This window comes from Sulfitobacter sabulilitoris (assembly GCF_005887615.1).
In the GTDB taxonomy this organism is placed as follows: domain Bacteria; phylum Pseudomonadota; class Alphaproteobacteria; order Rhodobacterales; family Rhodobacteraceae; genus Sulfitobacter_E; species Sulfitobacter_E sabulilitoris.
Map to the genome: position 1 here is coordinate 1,258,349 of NZ_VANS01000001.1, position 14,293 is coordinate 1,272,641.

The window sequence follows — 14,293 nt, forward strand, 5'->3', positions numbered from 1 at the left end:
GCCCCTGTGGCAGGCGTCGGACCCGCGTACGGGAAATTTTGGCAGGTTGAGGCAGGGGTGTGGTGATGTCGTTTCTGGGCGTTGAGGCATCCCTGACCGGGCGGCGCTGGATCGGTCCGGATATCGAGGTCGCGCGCGCGGCGGAGGCCTTGGCGCAGCAGTCGCAATTGCCTGCCGCCGTGTGCCAGGTGCTGGCACGGCGCGGTGTGGCGGCAGAGGATGCGGAGGCGTTTCTGGCGCCCTCCCTGCGCGACCTGTTGCCCGACCCGCGATCCCTGCGCGACATGGAAAAGGCGGCGACCCGGTTTCTGACCGCCGTGACCCGGCGCCAGAAGATCGCGGTCTTTGCCGATTACGACGTGGATGGCGGCAGTTCGGCGGCGTTGTTGCTGGTGTGGCTGCGCCACATGGGACACCGCGCGACCTTGTACATTCCCGACCGGATCGACGAGGGCTATGGCCCCAACGACGCGGCGATGGCGGCGCTGGCGCGCGATCACGACCTGATCGTCTGCGTCGATTGCGGTACGCTGTCGCACGGCCCCGTGGCAGCGGCGGTGGGCGCGGACGTGATCGTCCTGGACCACCACCTGGGGGCGGAAACCCTGCCGCCCGCGCTGGCCGTGGTGAATCCCAACCGCCAGGACGAGGATGGCGCGCTGGCGCATTTATGCGCGGCGGGGGTGGTTTTTCTGATGCTGGTCGAAGTCGGCAGGCAACTGCGCGAGACCGGCGCCAAGGGACCCGACCTCATGGCGTTGCTGGATCTCGTGGCGCTGGCCACGGTCGCGGATGTCGCGCCGCTGGTCGGTGTGAACCGCGCCTTTGTGCGGCAGGGCCTGCGCGTGATGGCGCGCCGCGACCGGCCCGGATTGGCCGCGCTGGCGGATGTGGCGCGGATGGACACCGCCCCCGCCGCCTATCACCTGGGCTTTCTGCTGGGTCCGCGCGTCAATGCGGGCGGGCGTATCGGCGCGGCGGATCTGGGCGCGCGCCTGCTGGCCTGCGACAGCCCGCACGAGGCCGCCGCGCTGGCCGAGCGTCTGGATCACCTCAATACCGAACGGCGCGAGATCGAGGCCGCAGTGCGCGCCGCCGCGATGGAGCAGGCCGAAGCCCGTGGCTTTGACGCGCCACTGGTCTGGGCCGCCGGCGCGGGCTGGCACCCCGGTGTCGTCGGCATCGTCGCCTCGCGGCTCAAGGAAGCGTCCAATCGCCCGGCCATCGTGATCGGGCTGGAGGACGGCATCGGCAAGGGATCGGGCCGGTCCATCTCCGGCATCGACCTGGGCGCCCCGATCCAGCGGCTGGCCGCCGAAGGTCTGCTGCAAAAAGGCGGTGGTCACAAGATGGCCGCCGGGCTGACGGTGGCCGAGGACAAGCTGGAGGCGGCGATGGAACGGCTGGCTGAGTTGCTGGCCCGGCAAGGGGCGCATCTGACCGGCGCCGCCGACCTGCGGCTGGACGGCACGCTGATGCCGGGTGCCGCCACGGTCGACCTGACCGAAATGGTCGAACAGGCCGGTCCCTTTGGGGCAGGCGCCCCTGCCCCGCGCTATGGCTTTGCCGACATGCGCATCAAGTTCGCCAAGCGCGTCGGCGACAGCCACCTCAAGCTGAGCTTCGACGACGGGATGGGCACGGCGATGGAAGCGATCTGCTTTGGCGCCTACGACGGCCCGCTTGGCCCGACGCTCGAGGCGCACGGCGGCGCGCGGTTCCACCTTGCCGGGCGCCTCGACATCAACAGCTTTCGCGGCCGGCAGACCGTGCAACTGCGGCTTGAGGATGCGGCGCGCGCCTGACTCATTGCCGTGCGGATATTTCTGCCAATGCCCTGAAATTTCCGCTTGCGCCGCTGGCCGGGATTGCCTAATCACCCCTCACGACAAGAGTGGCCCGTTCGTCTATCGGTTAGGACGCCAGGTTTTCAACCTGGAAAGAGGGGTTCGATTCCCCTACGGGCTGCCACTTCTCCCCACAAAATACTGATATCTCTCTGCTTTCCATTTGGAAGTGTCCCATGATTTGCAGGCCGTGGGACACTTAGCTCTCAATCTTGCGTCGCACGACGGGCAGCCGCTTGTTTTGCCAGCCCAGCTCGGCGGAATTTTTTAGTGTAGATTTCAGCAGTTCTCACATCGCTATGTGACAAGACTGACATCACCTCGTAAACTGACCCACCTTGCTCAGCGATCTCTTCTGCGCGGGCTTTCCGGATGCCGTGCTGCGATCGTGTCGCCTTGATGGCATTCTTACCGTTGTCATCAACTTCAGCAGCGCAGAGCCCCGCTGCGATGATCCACTTCCTGACGCGATTGTCGAGGCTGCCGGACGAAGCAAACTGCTTCCCGTGTTCAGTGAGAAGGTAAGCAGGGGCATCTTCAGGAAGGCCCGCAAGCTCCATCATGAGTTCAACGCTCATTGGAACTTCCACTGGCTGGGATCCCTTTTTGCTTGGTTGCCAAGAAAGCACCTGATGGTCGCCGCGGAAGACCTCGTGCTCGGGGCCAAGAAGGTGGGTATCGCCGATCCGACCAGCAGTATCGTTGGCCAGAAGGAACCATCTGCGCGCCATGGTTCCAGGACCGTGGAAGGCGAGGAATTTTGCCTTGTCTTCTTTGCTCCATGGAACAGCTCCCCCTTTCGATACATGAGGGTTGGACACTTGGAATACCGGGCTGTCCACCGGAAATCCGCACTCCTCCCCCCAACGGTAGGCTGCACGGAGAGCCTTCAGACAAGTCGCCGCTGCTCCGGTTTTCGATCCAAATGAATTCCTGATATGAGCGAATGCGGTTTTTGGCATTGAGGCTTTGACACCACCCATACGAGCTTTGCCATTCGGCGTCCGACAATCACATGCCTGCCTTAATCCACGCTCGCGGCTCTCCAGCGTTTTCTTGCTGAGGTTTCCCGCCTGCACCTGCACTTTCATCCAGTCTACATACTGCTCACGCAACTCATCCAATGATCCTTTATTCGGCGTATCTGAAAGACTTTTGATCAGCTTTTGATCAAAGCGAGCCGCCTCGTAATGCGCGTGGAAATCAGGATGGGATGGACCAACTGGGATCGTGATTTTCTTTTCTCTCTTGCCTTCAACCCGAACGCGCCAACGCAACTTTCCCGCTGGCGTCTCCTCCTTGCACAAACCGGGAAAATCAAATCCGACCTTCATGCCACTTCCTCCCAGCACAGCGCATCATTGTTGGCAGCGGAGAGACCTACCGTCGGATCCTTACCTTCCGGAGCAAAAGCAATATCCACGCGAATTCCTCCATTCGGTTCGACGTGGATTGCCGCCGGAGTGAGGCCGGCAGCGCGGATTGCTTGGATAAGGTTGCCGACGGAAGCTTTTGTCAGTTTTGGTGCGGGCATTCTGTTTGCCTCTTTCATGCTTTCTTCGCGATTTCGCGAGCGGTTGCGTTGCTTGCGAACAGCCTCAGGCCCTCGCAAACAGAAATTCGGCTCACATGGAGAAAAAAGAATTCACGGGTTTGATCCCCCCGGCAGCGAGAAATGGGAACAAGTCCATCATCTCCCGCCGGAGGGTTTATGTCCACGTTATCATGTCGTTACGGGAATGAATCGAAAGTCAGAGATGGCAAGCTATTTCTTCAACTCTCGGGCAAGCTCCTCAGCATTCTGAAGTTTCACAACGTCAGAGAGGCGATCTGCGAGGTTTTTGAATGACGATCGCAGCCAAATCAGAGCATCTCCCTGTTCAGTCGTCGCGGATTCCTCATGGCCGCCAGACATGTCGCACTCGTCGTGAACGAACCATGTCTGGGTCTCGCCCAGGATAGCTGGTTCGAGACTACTGGCGAGGTCCCGCAATGTTGCGATCCAATCTCGTGAGAAGTTCTCCGCTGAGAGCTCGCCACGACGGAGGTTGCTGAGGTGTTCGAACTGTTCTTCGTTCAGCACCCCCGCTCGCTCCGCATTGGCAAATGCGGCTACGACACCTTCAGCTGCCGTTAATGCGTTAACGATCCCGCGCGTGATCGGCTCAGAGTTCTTCCGTGAGTCAGTCATGAACGGCTCCCTCACGCTCAACCTCGAAATTGAAGCAACCATCGGCTTTCGGTCTTGAAAGCGAGTTGGTGAGAGAGTTCCGCAGCAGCTTAATCTCATTGATGTGGATCGAAACGGTCTCGCAGACGCTGAGATGATAGCCCCCCAAAAGTTCCAGCGATGCGAGAGCCCTACAAAGGGCGCGGCGGGCTATCCCGCCTGAGAGGGGCAGCTCCTCAGGCAGTTTCTGGGCTGTCCGCAGCTCCCTGCGCCCACACAGCAGAAATACTACATTCTGGAGGGCTTCTTGATGGACTTCTGCAAAGCGGTGCAGTCCGGTGGTCGTCTTTGGAATATCGAACATGATGTTCTCCATTCGGTGCCCACGGCGGTATGCCATGGGTTACAAGATCGGCGTCCTCTCCCTTCTCAGTTGCCGTAGGCGAAGCCATCAGGCTTCCAATCGGATTCCGGTCGATGTGGGCTTGGTTTCCCGCTGCCTTCGCCAAAAGGGCGGCGAGAAACCCAGCCTGCATCGCGCCATCCAAGAATGAACTTTCCACATCATCACTGGGCCTCTTCACGTCTTGTGGTCCAACCTGCATGCCGCTTATCCGAGAGCCTTCTATGATCTTGTCGCTGGCCACAGCTTGCTTGCCTGACGCTCCTCCCCTTTTCCCCGTCCCGGCTTCTTCGCCTTTTTGTTCGCGATCTGGGCACAGAGGTGGGGTATCAGACCCAGTCCTCCGCTCTTCCTCGGGACCTCGGATCTGGCTACGCCCCTGTAGTGGACACGGACCTGTCCACGGGCGACGCGACCCCATATTATCAAGCAAGCCGGCCTTTTTTTGCGCGTAATACTTGCTTCTGCTAATGCTGAGAGCGCGCCAAGGTTCAGTCCGTGTAGCGTTGTTCTTACTGAGAAACTCTTCCCTGGAAACGGCACCTTTTTCGGCGCGTCTCTGCCTTTCTCGCGCGGCATTGCGGCGCTTCTTTTCCTCTTCAGGCATGATCTGCTTCAGATTGAGATCACGAGCCATTTCTGCTGGAACATCAAGTTTCTCTGCGATGGTCGCCCCTGAGTAGTAGTATCTTCCTTCGCTTCCGGGAGCGCCCGCAGAAGCTGGATGTTTTGTCTTCTCGATGGCCTGATGTGCGACCGCGGTCACTTCAGAAGGCTCAAGCCCTGGGGTGGCGATGCTTGCCATCGCCTCCACTTCCCTCTCGATGTTGCCGACGTCATGCAGGTGGGTCAAGCAGGTGGCGTAAAGATGCAGCCATGTGTTTCGGGAGCCTTCTTGGATGCGGCCGCCATGGGCGATCCTGACCGTCTCGAGGTCTTCCAAGATGAGCTTGAAGCGTCGCGATTGCGTCAATCCCTCTGGCACTTTTTGCGGCGCCGTTTTTAGGCCCCTTCTGGTTCTCTTCCTCTGCTCAAACAGAGTCCGGCGCGGCTTCCCGACAGAACTGAAGATCTGATCCGCAAGCCAATCAAAACTGTGGCGAAGGCCGGTCCCGCCACTTACACGGACCTCCTTTCCCACCTTTTCATTGATGGTTCCGGGGATGCGGAACACACGCGAGCTATCTTTGCAGCTTTTATCCACTCCGAACGACGCCGAGATCTCGATAAGTGCTTTCATGGCAGCCTGCCATCGTGGCCGCGCCGCGACTGGTATTTCTCGGATTAGCCAGATAGCCGCGAGACCACGACCTGACTGAGAAATAATCGAAGGCTGCGGAACATTTGAGCTCAGAAGCTTTGCAGCATATGCCGCCTGCACTTCATCAGGAGTTTTCCCCCGCCATTGCGGCGAGTTGAAGTAGTCCAGATCGACGTAGAGAGCGTTGAACGCGGCGAGGAACTTGCCTCGGCGTCCAAACCAAAATCTGTTGAGCGTCAGGTAGCTGGTCTGATCGAGGAACGAGGGCATATGTGCCAAAAGTGTTTCGCGTTCGAGCGATCGGGTTTCGACACGATCATTGTCGAATTTGATGAAGACTGCTGCGCGCCCGCGGCCTCCTTTTGGATGTAGAAAATCGCAATATTCCTCAGCAGTTAGGCTTGAGATATTGTCGGCCGGGACGAATTCATCGAGGGATACATGTTGCATCCCGAGGAATTACGCCCGGCAGGCAGTTTGAGAAAAAAATGCATGGAAAAATCTTAGGCTGTTAAGGCCCCGCATGTCTCGATGAGGTCGACTATCTTCAGACCTGACCTTCGAACCTACCGACTTTCAAGCTTACCGACCGACTTTCGTCGAACAAACTTACGAACTTACTGACATTCGAACTAACCTACCGAACTTACCGACCTCAGAAAAAAGTTGGTGAGTTTGTTTTCGGCTTTCCGATTTTGGACCCAGTTCCCTCCTGCATTCGACAAACACAGGAGAGAAACGATGCGCAAACCCATTCATACCGACCAAGAGATTATCCAGGCGGGCGAGAGCCTCATGTCGAAGTTTGACCGGGAGGTGTCGGCAACCGATATCCATAAAGCTCTTGGCGGCAAAGGGAAGTATTCCCGCATCCGTGCCCTCTGGGACGCCCACAAGGAGAGCCGAGAGGAAGAGCAGGAGGCTGACATCCCCTTGCCCGAGGAATGTCAGGACCGGATCGCCGAGGCGGCGTCGTCACTTCAAGCTTCGATGGAAAGTCTCGTCCGGAGCTTGATCGTCCGAATGACAGAACAGAACGTCCGACAGTCCGCGTTGCGGGAGCGTGACTTTGCACTTCTGGAGGCTGAGCACGCCAAACACGTGCAAATTCTGGAGGAAGAAATCACCTACCTGACAGATTGCCTCGATGAGATCGAAGCACAGAGCGATGATGAGACGCCCATCAACGAGACCGCTGACCCCGAACCCTCCGCACCTTCACTTCCAGCACCGGCCTCGGCTGCGGTGGCCCAGGCGGCGCCTCGTAAGTCTCCAAATCGACCGGTGAAGAAAACTCGTCCGGCGGCTCGGAAGGCAGTTCGTTCTTCGCCTGCAAAGCCCAAGAAATCGCCTGGGCAAGCTCAGACCCCGTCTTGAGGCTGTCGAACTGGGTCGCATTACCCAGGACTTCCCCTGCATCCTCTGCCGATTGGGAGCTCTGAAGCCGATGCCGTTCAGCATCGGCTTCTTTCTTGCGCGCGGCTTCGCGATCGCGCGCAATCGCTTCGGCCTCCCGTCGGGATTTTTCGCGCTCCAATGCCCGCAAGACCATCCAGGATTGCCATGTGAATTCATTGAACGCTCTGACCGCTTGGCGGCGCTTACCTGCCCTGCTGGTGTCTTCACCCTGTGCTTGCAGCCGGCGCGACCGGGCGGCTCTGCGCGGCCCCAGATGGTCTTGGGCGATGAGCCCCTCCGGCGCATCCCCCTCCCGCGTCATGGTCTTGTAGGAACGCAGATCGACCTTCGCATTCGATCCGACGCGCTTCAGAGCGGCGTTGGTTCTTTTCTCCCACTCCTGCCTCAATCGCATGATTTCGTGGGGGCCCGCTTTTCGATCATCAAGTATTCGAGTTTTTGCACCGAAGTTACCATGGATCGGGCACACCTCCCTGGTGGTCATTAGGATGTGCGCGTGGAAATTGCGGTTGGTAAGATCAGGATCATAGAGAGCCTCGAGATATTTCTCGCGAGGCATATCGAGCTTCCCGGTCTGGTGAAGACGTTCTTCGACGCGATCAAGAAAACGCGGCGCATGAATATCGGCTTGCACTGCGACGCCATATTCATCTCGCAGCCAGAGACCGAACCCCCGAACAAGTCTTATCTGCTCGGCCAGCGGTAGCTCGGCCGGCAGGCTGGGACGTAGTTCCCTAATGACCCGCGCGTTGCTGCGGGTCTCCACCTGCTCTGCACGGTTCCAGAGAGCCTCTGCATCGCCCTTCCAGTTGATGAGTTCGTGGGACAGGAGACCACCAGTTCTGCCCGCTCGGAACCGCATGCCGACCCGATCGTCACGGTAGGATGCGCGGGCGCAATAGGCAGCGGATTTGACGGCGTTTCGGCCGTCGGCTCTGGAATGGATCACGACCTCAAGTCGGCTGGCAGGATGTATCATGACAGGAATATCAGGCCTGGGCCCGAGATCCGCTCCTTCAGCCCCGCCGGCGAGGCGCGCAGGCAAACTTCAGTTTGCGTAACTGCGCGCTTGCCTGCGGCAGGCGGGAACGACAGTCTCCGCCGAATTTATTGGAGCGGACCGTCGACGCAAGGTCCATTTCCTTGTCAGACAGATCAAGGAGAACATCCCATGAAGGATTTGGATGCACAAATTCAACAGGTGCAAGCCAGGCTGAAAGACCTAAGAGCAATTGCACGGAAACACGAGCGTCGGAACGAAACGAGGCGCAAGATCATTTACGGAGCAGCGATCTTGCATTTGCTTGACGATGTGAGCGGCGAGAAGGCGGAGAAGCTGCAGCATTTGCTGGATGAAAGGATCCGGCGCGAAAGCGATCGCAAATTTCTTGGATTGCTTACCGCTGCCACGCGGCCCGAAAGCGACGACTGAGGCCAATTCAGTTCAGGACATAGGAGCTTTAATCGTTTGGCCAAGTTCCACCCGCCACAGATGCCCTCACGCGCACCTTGCGCCGTAAGAGCGCCCCTTCTGGAACGGGCGCGGGTCATCTTGCCTCCCCACTTGGCCGAATTTAATTGAGCTCTGAGCAGGGTCGAAGTCGGCCCCGCTCGGTATTTTTATCTTACCTATCGACATGGGTTGATGGCAGACAAATCGAACAAAATCAGGGAAGGAAAAGGAAAGTTTGCCAATCCTGAGATCGGCAAACTTGCGGGGTATATATCCCACGATATGAAACGGCTCCTCGTTAAGGGGGCTTTTCTTACTCGTCGTCATCGGATGAAAGAACTCGGTCGTCCGCGAACCCGAGAGCGCCTCGGTAAAGGTAGCGGTCCATGACGGCCAATCGGTATCTCATAGCGATGCCGTCATTTGGGGATTGGGAAAACCGGTCGAACTCGAGAAGCTCGTATTCGGCGTTGGAAATTTCCTCCTCTGCGACCCGCCTATTCTCGGCACGACGTTCTTCGAAATCGACAAACTCACGCCGGACAAGTATGTCTGCCTTCTTACCTTCGACCGCCCTCTCGAACAGCATGAAATAGATGCTGATCATGCCGACGGAACGGAGCAACCCATCACTCGCGGTGAAGGTTCTCGACATGCAGTCCAACACGTTCTCGACCTCGGATTTGAGATGTTCGACGTCCTTCCGCTCCGAGCGAGCATGTGTCTCGAAGAACTTGTCAATATAGGCTTTCTTCGTGTCCGCTACGGTCTCACGACTGGCTATCAGCAACATCTTGGCGATGATGTCGTAATGTCGGTATCTGGAATTTCCGAACGGCACCCGGTCGGTGAAGAAGCGGTGCCGGGATATCTCACGGACAAGCTGCGGCAGAGGTCCGGGTTTAGCATTCCTCTTCTCGGCAGCATTAAGCGGCATTGCCTCGTTCAATCGTGAAAATAGATCCTCTATCAACTCGATGTCGTCAGTATCGATCGTGACGACAGTCAAATTGAAAGAGTCAAAATCCTGCTTGATTTCCGGGTGCTCGGCGCCGAGTTCCCGGTAAGTCATGTCACTGATGTCGACACCGTCGTCACCGATGTATCGAAACCCGGAATCGAGGGGGAACCTATTTTCGATAAAATCGAACATGGCTTCCGCACGCTGCTTCCCATCGATCATGGCGTAATCATAGGAGTTATCGCCTTCGACCAGTGGGGTGGGAAACTTGTGTAGATATAGCTTGGGGACATCGAACCCGTTGATCATCGTGTCGATCAAGAGTTGCCGCTTTTCCCTGGTCCAGATGTCACCCTGGCGTTGGTAGTCGGGATCCATTTTGATCCGCTCTTTCATCCGATACAGATACCAGGCTGATGATTTTTGCAGGCTTCCGATTTCGAAACGGCTCATTGCAAGAGCTCCTTAGTATGTAGAGCAAGTGTCTCAAGATCTGGGAACAGCATGAACTCGTTGAAACCGAGCAGTTTCAGTTCTTCCCGAAGATCGGCCTTGTTTCCCGCTGGGATCTTGAGCCGCCACACTTGATTTTTTGTCCCAAACTCTTCGATCGGTATACGATCGGAAGAGATGATTGTGAAAGTGCCCGATTGCGCGATCATCCTGGCGGAGTTCCGAGGACCTATCGCAGCAACTGGAGGGACAACTGCGCCACGCCCAGATAGCCTGTCAGGTCGATAGTTGTCCAATACCTCATCCACTCCGAACGCGAGGACATCGCGATCGTTTACCCGCCGATGCCCAACCTGCGCATTCAAATCAATAGGATCAAGACACCACACCGCTCCATCTTTTTCTTCGCTACATTCCGCGAGAGCGAAATACAGCGCGACCAAAGGGCTCTCCGTCCAATCGAGAAGTCTGGTCAGCCCACGGTGATGTTGCATCAGGAAGATCCATTCCCATTCGTCTTGGGGAAGACGAGATAGGAAAGCACCGGCGTTTTGCTTGAACCTCTTTATTGCCGGCAGCTCCTGATTGAGGAGTCCTTCCGGGGCGTTTTCCGTCGGACGTGCGATATTTGGCAGCAATTGCCAGTCCTCGCACTTCTGCCCCCGAAACCAGACCACACCGTCGCGCGTGGTGTCCCGCAAGGCGGCGATATATTCACCTACTGATCGAATCGATCGATCCTGATATCTCATAATGTCCCTCGGTTCGTTGCCGGATTCGTCAGTCAGCACTTCCGGTTGTGCATACTTTCCTCTCAGCACGCAATGGAGGAGAATACACTGACGCACAGGCCGCCCCATCGTTTCGACGAAGACTAGAACGAGAACGGTCAAGCGAACCTGGAGGCCTTCCCCTTTGCTTCACACAAGCGCCGGCAAGAGGAGCAAGGGTAAGACACAGATTGCCACCGGTGAATACAGTGTCCGTGCCCACCCTGGGAAGATTGCCTATTGCAGAGTTACGCTAAATCTCTCGAGGAACGAGCCAGACAAACAGGGGAGCGGGCCTTAGCCAGAGATTTCCTTCGGCGTTTTCATTGCACAGATCGTGCAATCACTATCCACCTCCCCTACCTTCTCACCATGACAAACAGGACACGCCCAATAACACGATCCGAACTGATGTCCCGGATCCGCAGCAAAGACACAAAGCCTGAGCTCGTCATCAGGCGCGGTCTTCACGCTCGCGGGCTCCGCTTTCGACTACATCGCCGAGACCTGCCGGGGACGCCGGACCTGGTGCTCCGGCGGTCTGGCGTCGTCGTCGAAGTGCGTGGATGCTTCTGGCACGGGCATGAGAACTGTGCTCGCCAACCGAAATCACGTCAAGAGTTCTGGGGCCCGAAGCTCGCCCGGAACCGCGAGCGTGACGCCCAGAACCTGCAGTCTCTGCACGACCTGGGATGGCGCGTTGTCATAGTCTGGGAGTGCACTATGGTCGGCTGCGGCCGATGGGATCGCGAAGAGCTTCTTGGCGAAGTCGAGACTTTTATTCATTCCACGGAGCGATTTCGCGAGATCGCCGGCCACTAAATTTCAGCGTGTTGTCTATGTGTTTGCTGGTTCTTCCGGAAAGAGGTTCGGAGAAGTGTAGTCAGTCCGCCGGATGCCTACAAGCCGCACTAATTATAGGGGTGGGCAGTTACGCTTTCACACAGATGTTGTCAATCTGTTCTTGATAGTCGACTTGGAGTTTGGTCTAAGTCGGAAAAAATCCCTGCAGGAGGACGGCATGTTGGGAGACCAGCCTATCAAGCCCAAAACATGGAAATCGGTGGAGCTCTTTGCAGGCGCGGGCGGCCTTGGCATTGGCCTGGCCGACGCAGGATTCATCCCACAGATGGTCGTGGAATATAATCGTTGGTGCTGCGACACACTTCGCGCCAACCACCGGATTCTCGACAAGGACGAGAGCGACGAGGACGAGCAACGCCCTTGGCGTGTCGTTGAGGGCGATGTCCGGAAGGTCGGGTTCAGGGACTTTGAGGGTAAGATCGACCTGATCAGCGGTGGGCCGCCATGCCAGCCGTTTTCTCTTGGCGGAAGGCATCGTGCATACGACGACGCCCGGGACATGTTTCCCCAGGCGGTGCGTGCAATTAGGGAAGCCCGGCCTCGAGCTTTCATTTTTGAGAATGTGAAGGGCCTGACTCGAGCTTCATTCCTCCCGTATTTCGAATACGTGAAGCTGCAAATGGAACACCCCGAAATGACCGCTCGTGACGGCGAAGCATGGGAAGATCATCTCAAGCGCCTCGAGCAGCACCACACATCGACCAACCGGCCGGATCTGCACTACCAGGTAGTCACAAAGCTCCTCAACTCAGCTAACTACGGCGTGCCCCAACGGAGGGAACGTGTCTTATTCGTCGGCTTCCGCGACGACGTTGATGCTCGATGGTCATTCAACAAAGGCGAGTTCACCCAAGATGCCCTCGTTTGGGACCAGCTCTACGGCGACTATTGGGATCGCCATTCCATCGCGAAGAAGTGGCGGAAACTGGAAGGTCGTGCACTCCAGATGTCAAAGCGGCTCTCGAAGGAGGATAAGCCCGTGGGATTGCCGTGGCGCACGACGCGGGACGCGATCGGAGATCTTCCGGACCCCGAGAAATCTCATCGCTCGAACTCGGTCGCAGATCACCGTTTTCAGCCCAATGCCCGGACATATCCCGGCCATACTGGCAGCTATCTCGATGAGCCGAGTAAGACCCTCAAGGCTGGTGTCCACGGCGTTCCTGGCGGCGAGAACATGCTGCGTCGAGCCGATGGATCCGTGAGGTATTTCACGGTGCGAGAAGCGGCCCGCCTTCAGACGTTCCCGGACGGATACAAATTTCATGGCGCCTGGACCGAGTGCATGCGTCAGCTCGGGAATGCTGTGCCGGCCGAACTGGCGCGGGTGGTGGGTGAGAGCGTCGCAGAACGCTTGGCCGAACCTGAGGCTGCATAGTGGCACGCAGACCGGAACTCCTAACGGCGCACGAAACCACTGCCCAGCTGGACCAATTTGCCCATGTGATACGCAGTGCGGAGATGACCGGCCCCTCGAGAAAAGGCGTGCTCAACGCCATCGCAGGTATGAAGGAGAGGCTCGAGCAACTTGAACAGGATGTCGATCCTGTGCGACTGCCAGACGCGTTCTTCGACCCGGCTGAGCCGAGACTGATTGGCCATTTCGTGGCCTTGGCTCTTATTTCCCAAGACCGTGTTCGGCTGGACGCGATCCAGCCTTTTTACGGAGCGGGTGTCTACGCGATCTACTATACAGGCCCAGAGAATATCTACGGTCCAATCTCCGGCACGGAGACCCCCATATACGTTGGCAAAGCGGATCCTCCAGTTGGCGCCACCTCGGTTGTCCAACAGGAGACGAAGCTTTACGTGCGGCTGAACGAGCACCGGAGAAACATCGACAAGGTGGCTGGCATTGACCTCGCCGATTTCGAATGCCGTGCCTTGGCGGTGCAGAGCGGCTATCAGGCGGCGGCCGAGAGCCATCTTATCAACTTGTTCTGGCCAATCTGGAACAACGAGACGAAGATCCTGTTTGGCCTCGGAAAGCACGGTGACAGCGCTAAAACGCGGTCGAACAACAAATCACCATGGGACACGATCCACCCAGGTCGCACGTGGGCTGAAGGTAATCCAGAAGCGAAGTCTGCAGAGGATATCTTAGCCGATGTTGCGAGGCACTTCGGACGGACCAGGATATTCGGGACAAACGAGGACGTATTCGCGGCGTTCGCGGAGGGCATCCGTCGGGCCGATCGGATCGACGCCTCTGATGAAGACGAGCCAGATGCGGAGCCGCCTGAAGTGGAATAGAATTTTTCCATAGCAGCCACTTCAATAGCCATCCGAGGCACGAACGTCTATTTGCCTGCGGTCGCGGCGTTCGACAGGATCGTCATGCTTGAGACGTGGCCGGCCGCGCGAACGCTTGACGATATGGCCGGCAACGGACCACTGCGCTGAAACGATTTACCTAATTCTTCGTTGGAACGGGCCTCCCGTGGTCCACCTCCATCATAATCCGTTGATTTCTATAGCTCCTATCGGCGACTTACGTGGTCCACAATGATCTTTATTTTATTGAGGTTCCGTCGGTTTCTGGGATTCCCCTACGGGCTGCCACTTATCCTTGCAAGTTATTGATGTTGAGCCAGCAATCCAGAAGGCTGGATTTCTATAAACTCTCTAATGCAAGCGCATAGGCTGCCCGAAAGCCCCGTGAACGCTCACGAAGACGTGACCGCATGTCGCA

12 protein-coding genes, 1 tRNA gene and 1 pseudogene are annotated in these 14,293 nt (G+C 57.6%); 7 read left to right on the forward strand and 7 right to left on the reverse strand.

The window, feature by feature from the left end; genetic code table 11:
• Nucleotides 1–65: 65 nt before the first annotated feature.
• Nucleotides 66–1,805 (forward strand): single-stranded-DNA-specific exonuclease RecJ, encoded by a 1,740-nt coding sequence (recJ, locus tag FDT80_RS05990; protein ID WP_138661287.1) that lies wholly within the window; start codon nt 66–68, stop codon nt 1,803–1,805.
• A 91-nt stretch (nt 1,806–1,896) separates the two neighbouring features.
• A tRNA-Glu gene (locus FDT80_RS05995) sits at nt 1,897–1,971 on the forward strand.
• An 82-nt stretch (nt 1,972–2,053) separates the two neighbouring features.
• Here FDT80_RS05995 and FDT80_RS06000 read toward each other — a convergent pair.
• From FDT80_RS06000 to FDT80_RS06015, 4 genes are all read right to left on the reverse strand, one after another.
• Nucleotides 2,054–3,181, reverse strand: a complete 1,128-nt coding sequence (locus FDT80_RS06000; protein WP_138661288.1) for a tyrosine-type recombinase/integrase — start codon at nt 3,179–3,181, stop codon at nt 2,054–2,056.
• Nucleotides 3,178–3,381, reverse strand: coding sequence for a hypothetical protein (locus FDT80_RS06005; RefSeq protein ID WP_170311794.1), 204 nt, complete (start codon nt 3,379–3,381; stop codon nt 3,178–3,180). Before FDT80_RS06005 ends, FDT80_RS06000 begins: the two co-directional genes overlap by 4 nt.
• Before the next feature lie 231 nt (nt 3,382–3,612).
• Nucleotides 3,613–4,038, reverse strand: a complete 426-nt coding sequence (locus tag FDT80_RS06010; protein ID WP_138661290.1) for a hypothetical protein — start codon at nt 4,036–4,038, stop codon at nt 3,613–3,615.
• Nucleotides 4,039–4,253: 215 nt separating this feature from the next.
• Complete coding sequence (locus FDT80_RS06015; protein ID WP_138661291.1) at nt 4,254–6,131, reverse strand: hypothetical protein; 1,878 nt, start codon at nt 6,129–6,131, stop codon at nt 4,254–4,256.
• Between the two features lie 291 nt (nt 6,132–6,422).
• Between FDT80_RS06015 and FDT80_RS19215 the strand changes: the two are divergent.
• Nucleotides 6,423–6,758, forward strand: a pseudogene (locus tag FDT80_RS19215) (DNA-binding protein); the annotation flags it as partial.
• A gap of 106 nt (nt 6,759–6,864) precedes the next feature.
• Here the strand turns inward: FDT80_RS19215 and FDT80_RS06025 are convergent.
• The gene (locus tag FDT80_RS06025) at nt 6,865–8,079 is read right to left on the reverse strand and encodes a MobA/MobL family protein (RefSeq protein ID WP_138661293.1); all 1,215 of its coding nucleotides are present in this window, start codon (nt 8,077–8,079) and stop codon (nt 6,865–6,867) included.
• Nucleotides 8,080–8,271: 192 nt separating this feature from the next.
• On the opposite strand from FDT80_RS06025, the gene FDT80_RS06030 reads away from it, so the two are divergent.
• Nucleotides 8,272–8,532 (forward strand): hypothetical protein, encoded by a 261-nt coding sequence (locus FDT80_RS06030; protein ID WP_138661294.1) that lies wholly within the window; start codon nt 8,272–8,274, stop codon nt 8,530–8,532.
• Between the two features lie 334 nt (nt 8,533–8,866).
• Here FDT80_RS06030 and FDT80_RS06035 read toward each other — a convergent pair whose 3' ends face one another.
• Both FDT80_RS06035 and FDT80_RS06040 read right to left on the reverse strand, forming a co-directional pair.
• Nucleotides 8,867–9,967, reverse strand: coding sequence for a DUF262 domain-containing protein (locus tag FDT80_RS06035; RefSeq protein WP_138661295.1), 1,101 nt, complete (start codon nt 9,965–9,967; stop codon nt 8,867–8,869).
• Nucleotides 9,964–10,860, reverse strand: coding sequence for an FRG domain-containing protein (locus FDT80_RS06040; RefSeq protein WP_138661296.1), 897 nt, complete (start codon nt 10,858–10,860; stop codon nt 9,964–9,966). Before FDT80_RS06040 ends, FDT80_RS06035 begins: the two co-directional genes overlap by 4 nt.
• A 249-nt stretch (nt 10,861–11,109) precedes the next feature.
• On the opposite strand from FDT80_RS06040, the gene FDT80_RS06045 reads away from it, so the two are divergent.
• The 3 genes from FDT80_RS06045 (at nt 11,110) to FDT80_RS06055 (ending at nt 13,854) form a co-directional block, all read left to right on the forward strand.
• Entirely contained in the window at nt 11,110–11,559 is a 450-nt protein-coding gene (locus FDT80_RS06045; RefSeq protein ID WP_138661297.1) for a very short patch repair endonuclease, read from the forward strand.
• A gap of 199 nt (nt 11,560–11,758) precedes the next feature.
• Nucleotides 11,759–12,979 carry a DNA cytosine methyltransferase gene (locus tag FDT80_RS06050; protein WP_138661298.1) on the forward strand — a complete coding sequence of 407 codons (1,221 nt, stop codon included), beginning with the start codon at nt 11,759–11,761 and terminating at the stop codon, nt 12,977–12,979.
• A gap of 83 nt (nt 12,980–13,062) precedes the next feature.
• Entirely contained in the window at nt 13,063–13,854 is a 792-nt protein-coding gene (locus tag FDT80_RS06055; RefSeq protein WP_138661299.1) for an Eco29kI family restriction endonuclease, read from the forward strand.
• Nucleotides 13,855–14,293 lie beyond the last annotated feature (439 nt).

Bases quoted from the DNA above. Each gene is read 5' to 3' on its own strand.
- recJ (WP_138661287.1), top strand. From the start codon at position 66: ATGTCGTTTCTGGGCGTTGAGGCATCCCTGACCGGGCGGCGCTGGATC.
- FDT80_RS06000 (WP_138661288.1), bottom strand. From the start codon at position 3,181: ATGAAGGTCGGATTTGATTTTCCCGGTTTGTGCAAGGAGGAGACGCCA.
- FDT80_RS06005 (WP_170311794.1), bottom strand. From the start codon at position 3,381: ATGCCCGCACCAAAACTGACAAAAGCTTCCGTCGGCAACCTTATCCAA.
- FDT80_RS06010 (WP_138661290.1), bottom strand. From the start codon at position 4,038: ATGACTGACTCACGGAAGAACTCTGAGCCGATCACGCGCGGGATCGTT.
- FDT80_RS06015 (WP_138661291.1), bottom strand. From the start codon at position 6,131: ATGCAACATGTATCCCTCGATGAATTCGTCCCGGCCGACAATATCTCA.
- FDT80_RS06025 (WP_138661293.1), bottom strand. From the start codon at position 8,079: ATGATACATCCTGCCAGCCGACTTGAGGTCGTGATCCATTCCAGAGCC.
- FDT80_RS06030 (WP_138661294.1), top strand. From the start codon at position 8,272: ATGAAGGATTTGGATGCACAAATTCAACAGGTGCAAGCCAGGCTGAAA.
- FDT80_RS06035 (WP_138661295.1), bottom strand. From the start codon at position 9,967: ATGAGCCGTTTCGAAATCGGAAGCCTGCAAAAATCATCAGCCTGGTAT.
- FDT80_RS06045 (WP_138661297.1), top strand. From the start codon at position 11,110: ATGACAAACAGGACACGCCCAATAACACGATCCGAACTGATGTCCCGG.
- FDT80_RS06050 (WP_138661298.1), top strand. From the start codon at position 11,759: ATGTTGGGAGACCAGCCTATCAAGCCCAAAACATGGAAATCGGTGGAG.
- FDT80_RS06055 (WP_138661299.1), top strand. From the start codon at position 13,063: ATGACCGGCCCCTCGAGAAAAGGCGTGCTCAACGCCATCGCAGGTATG.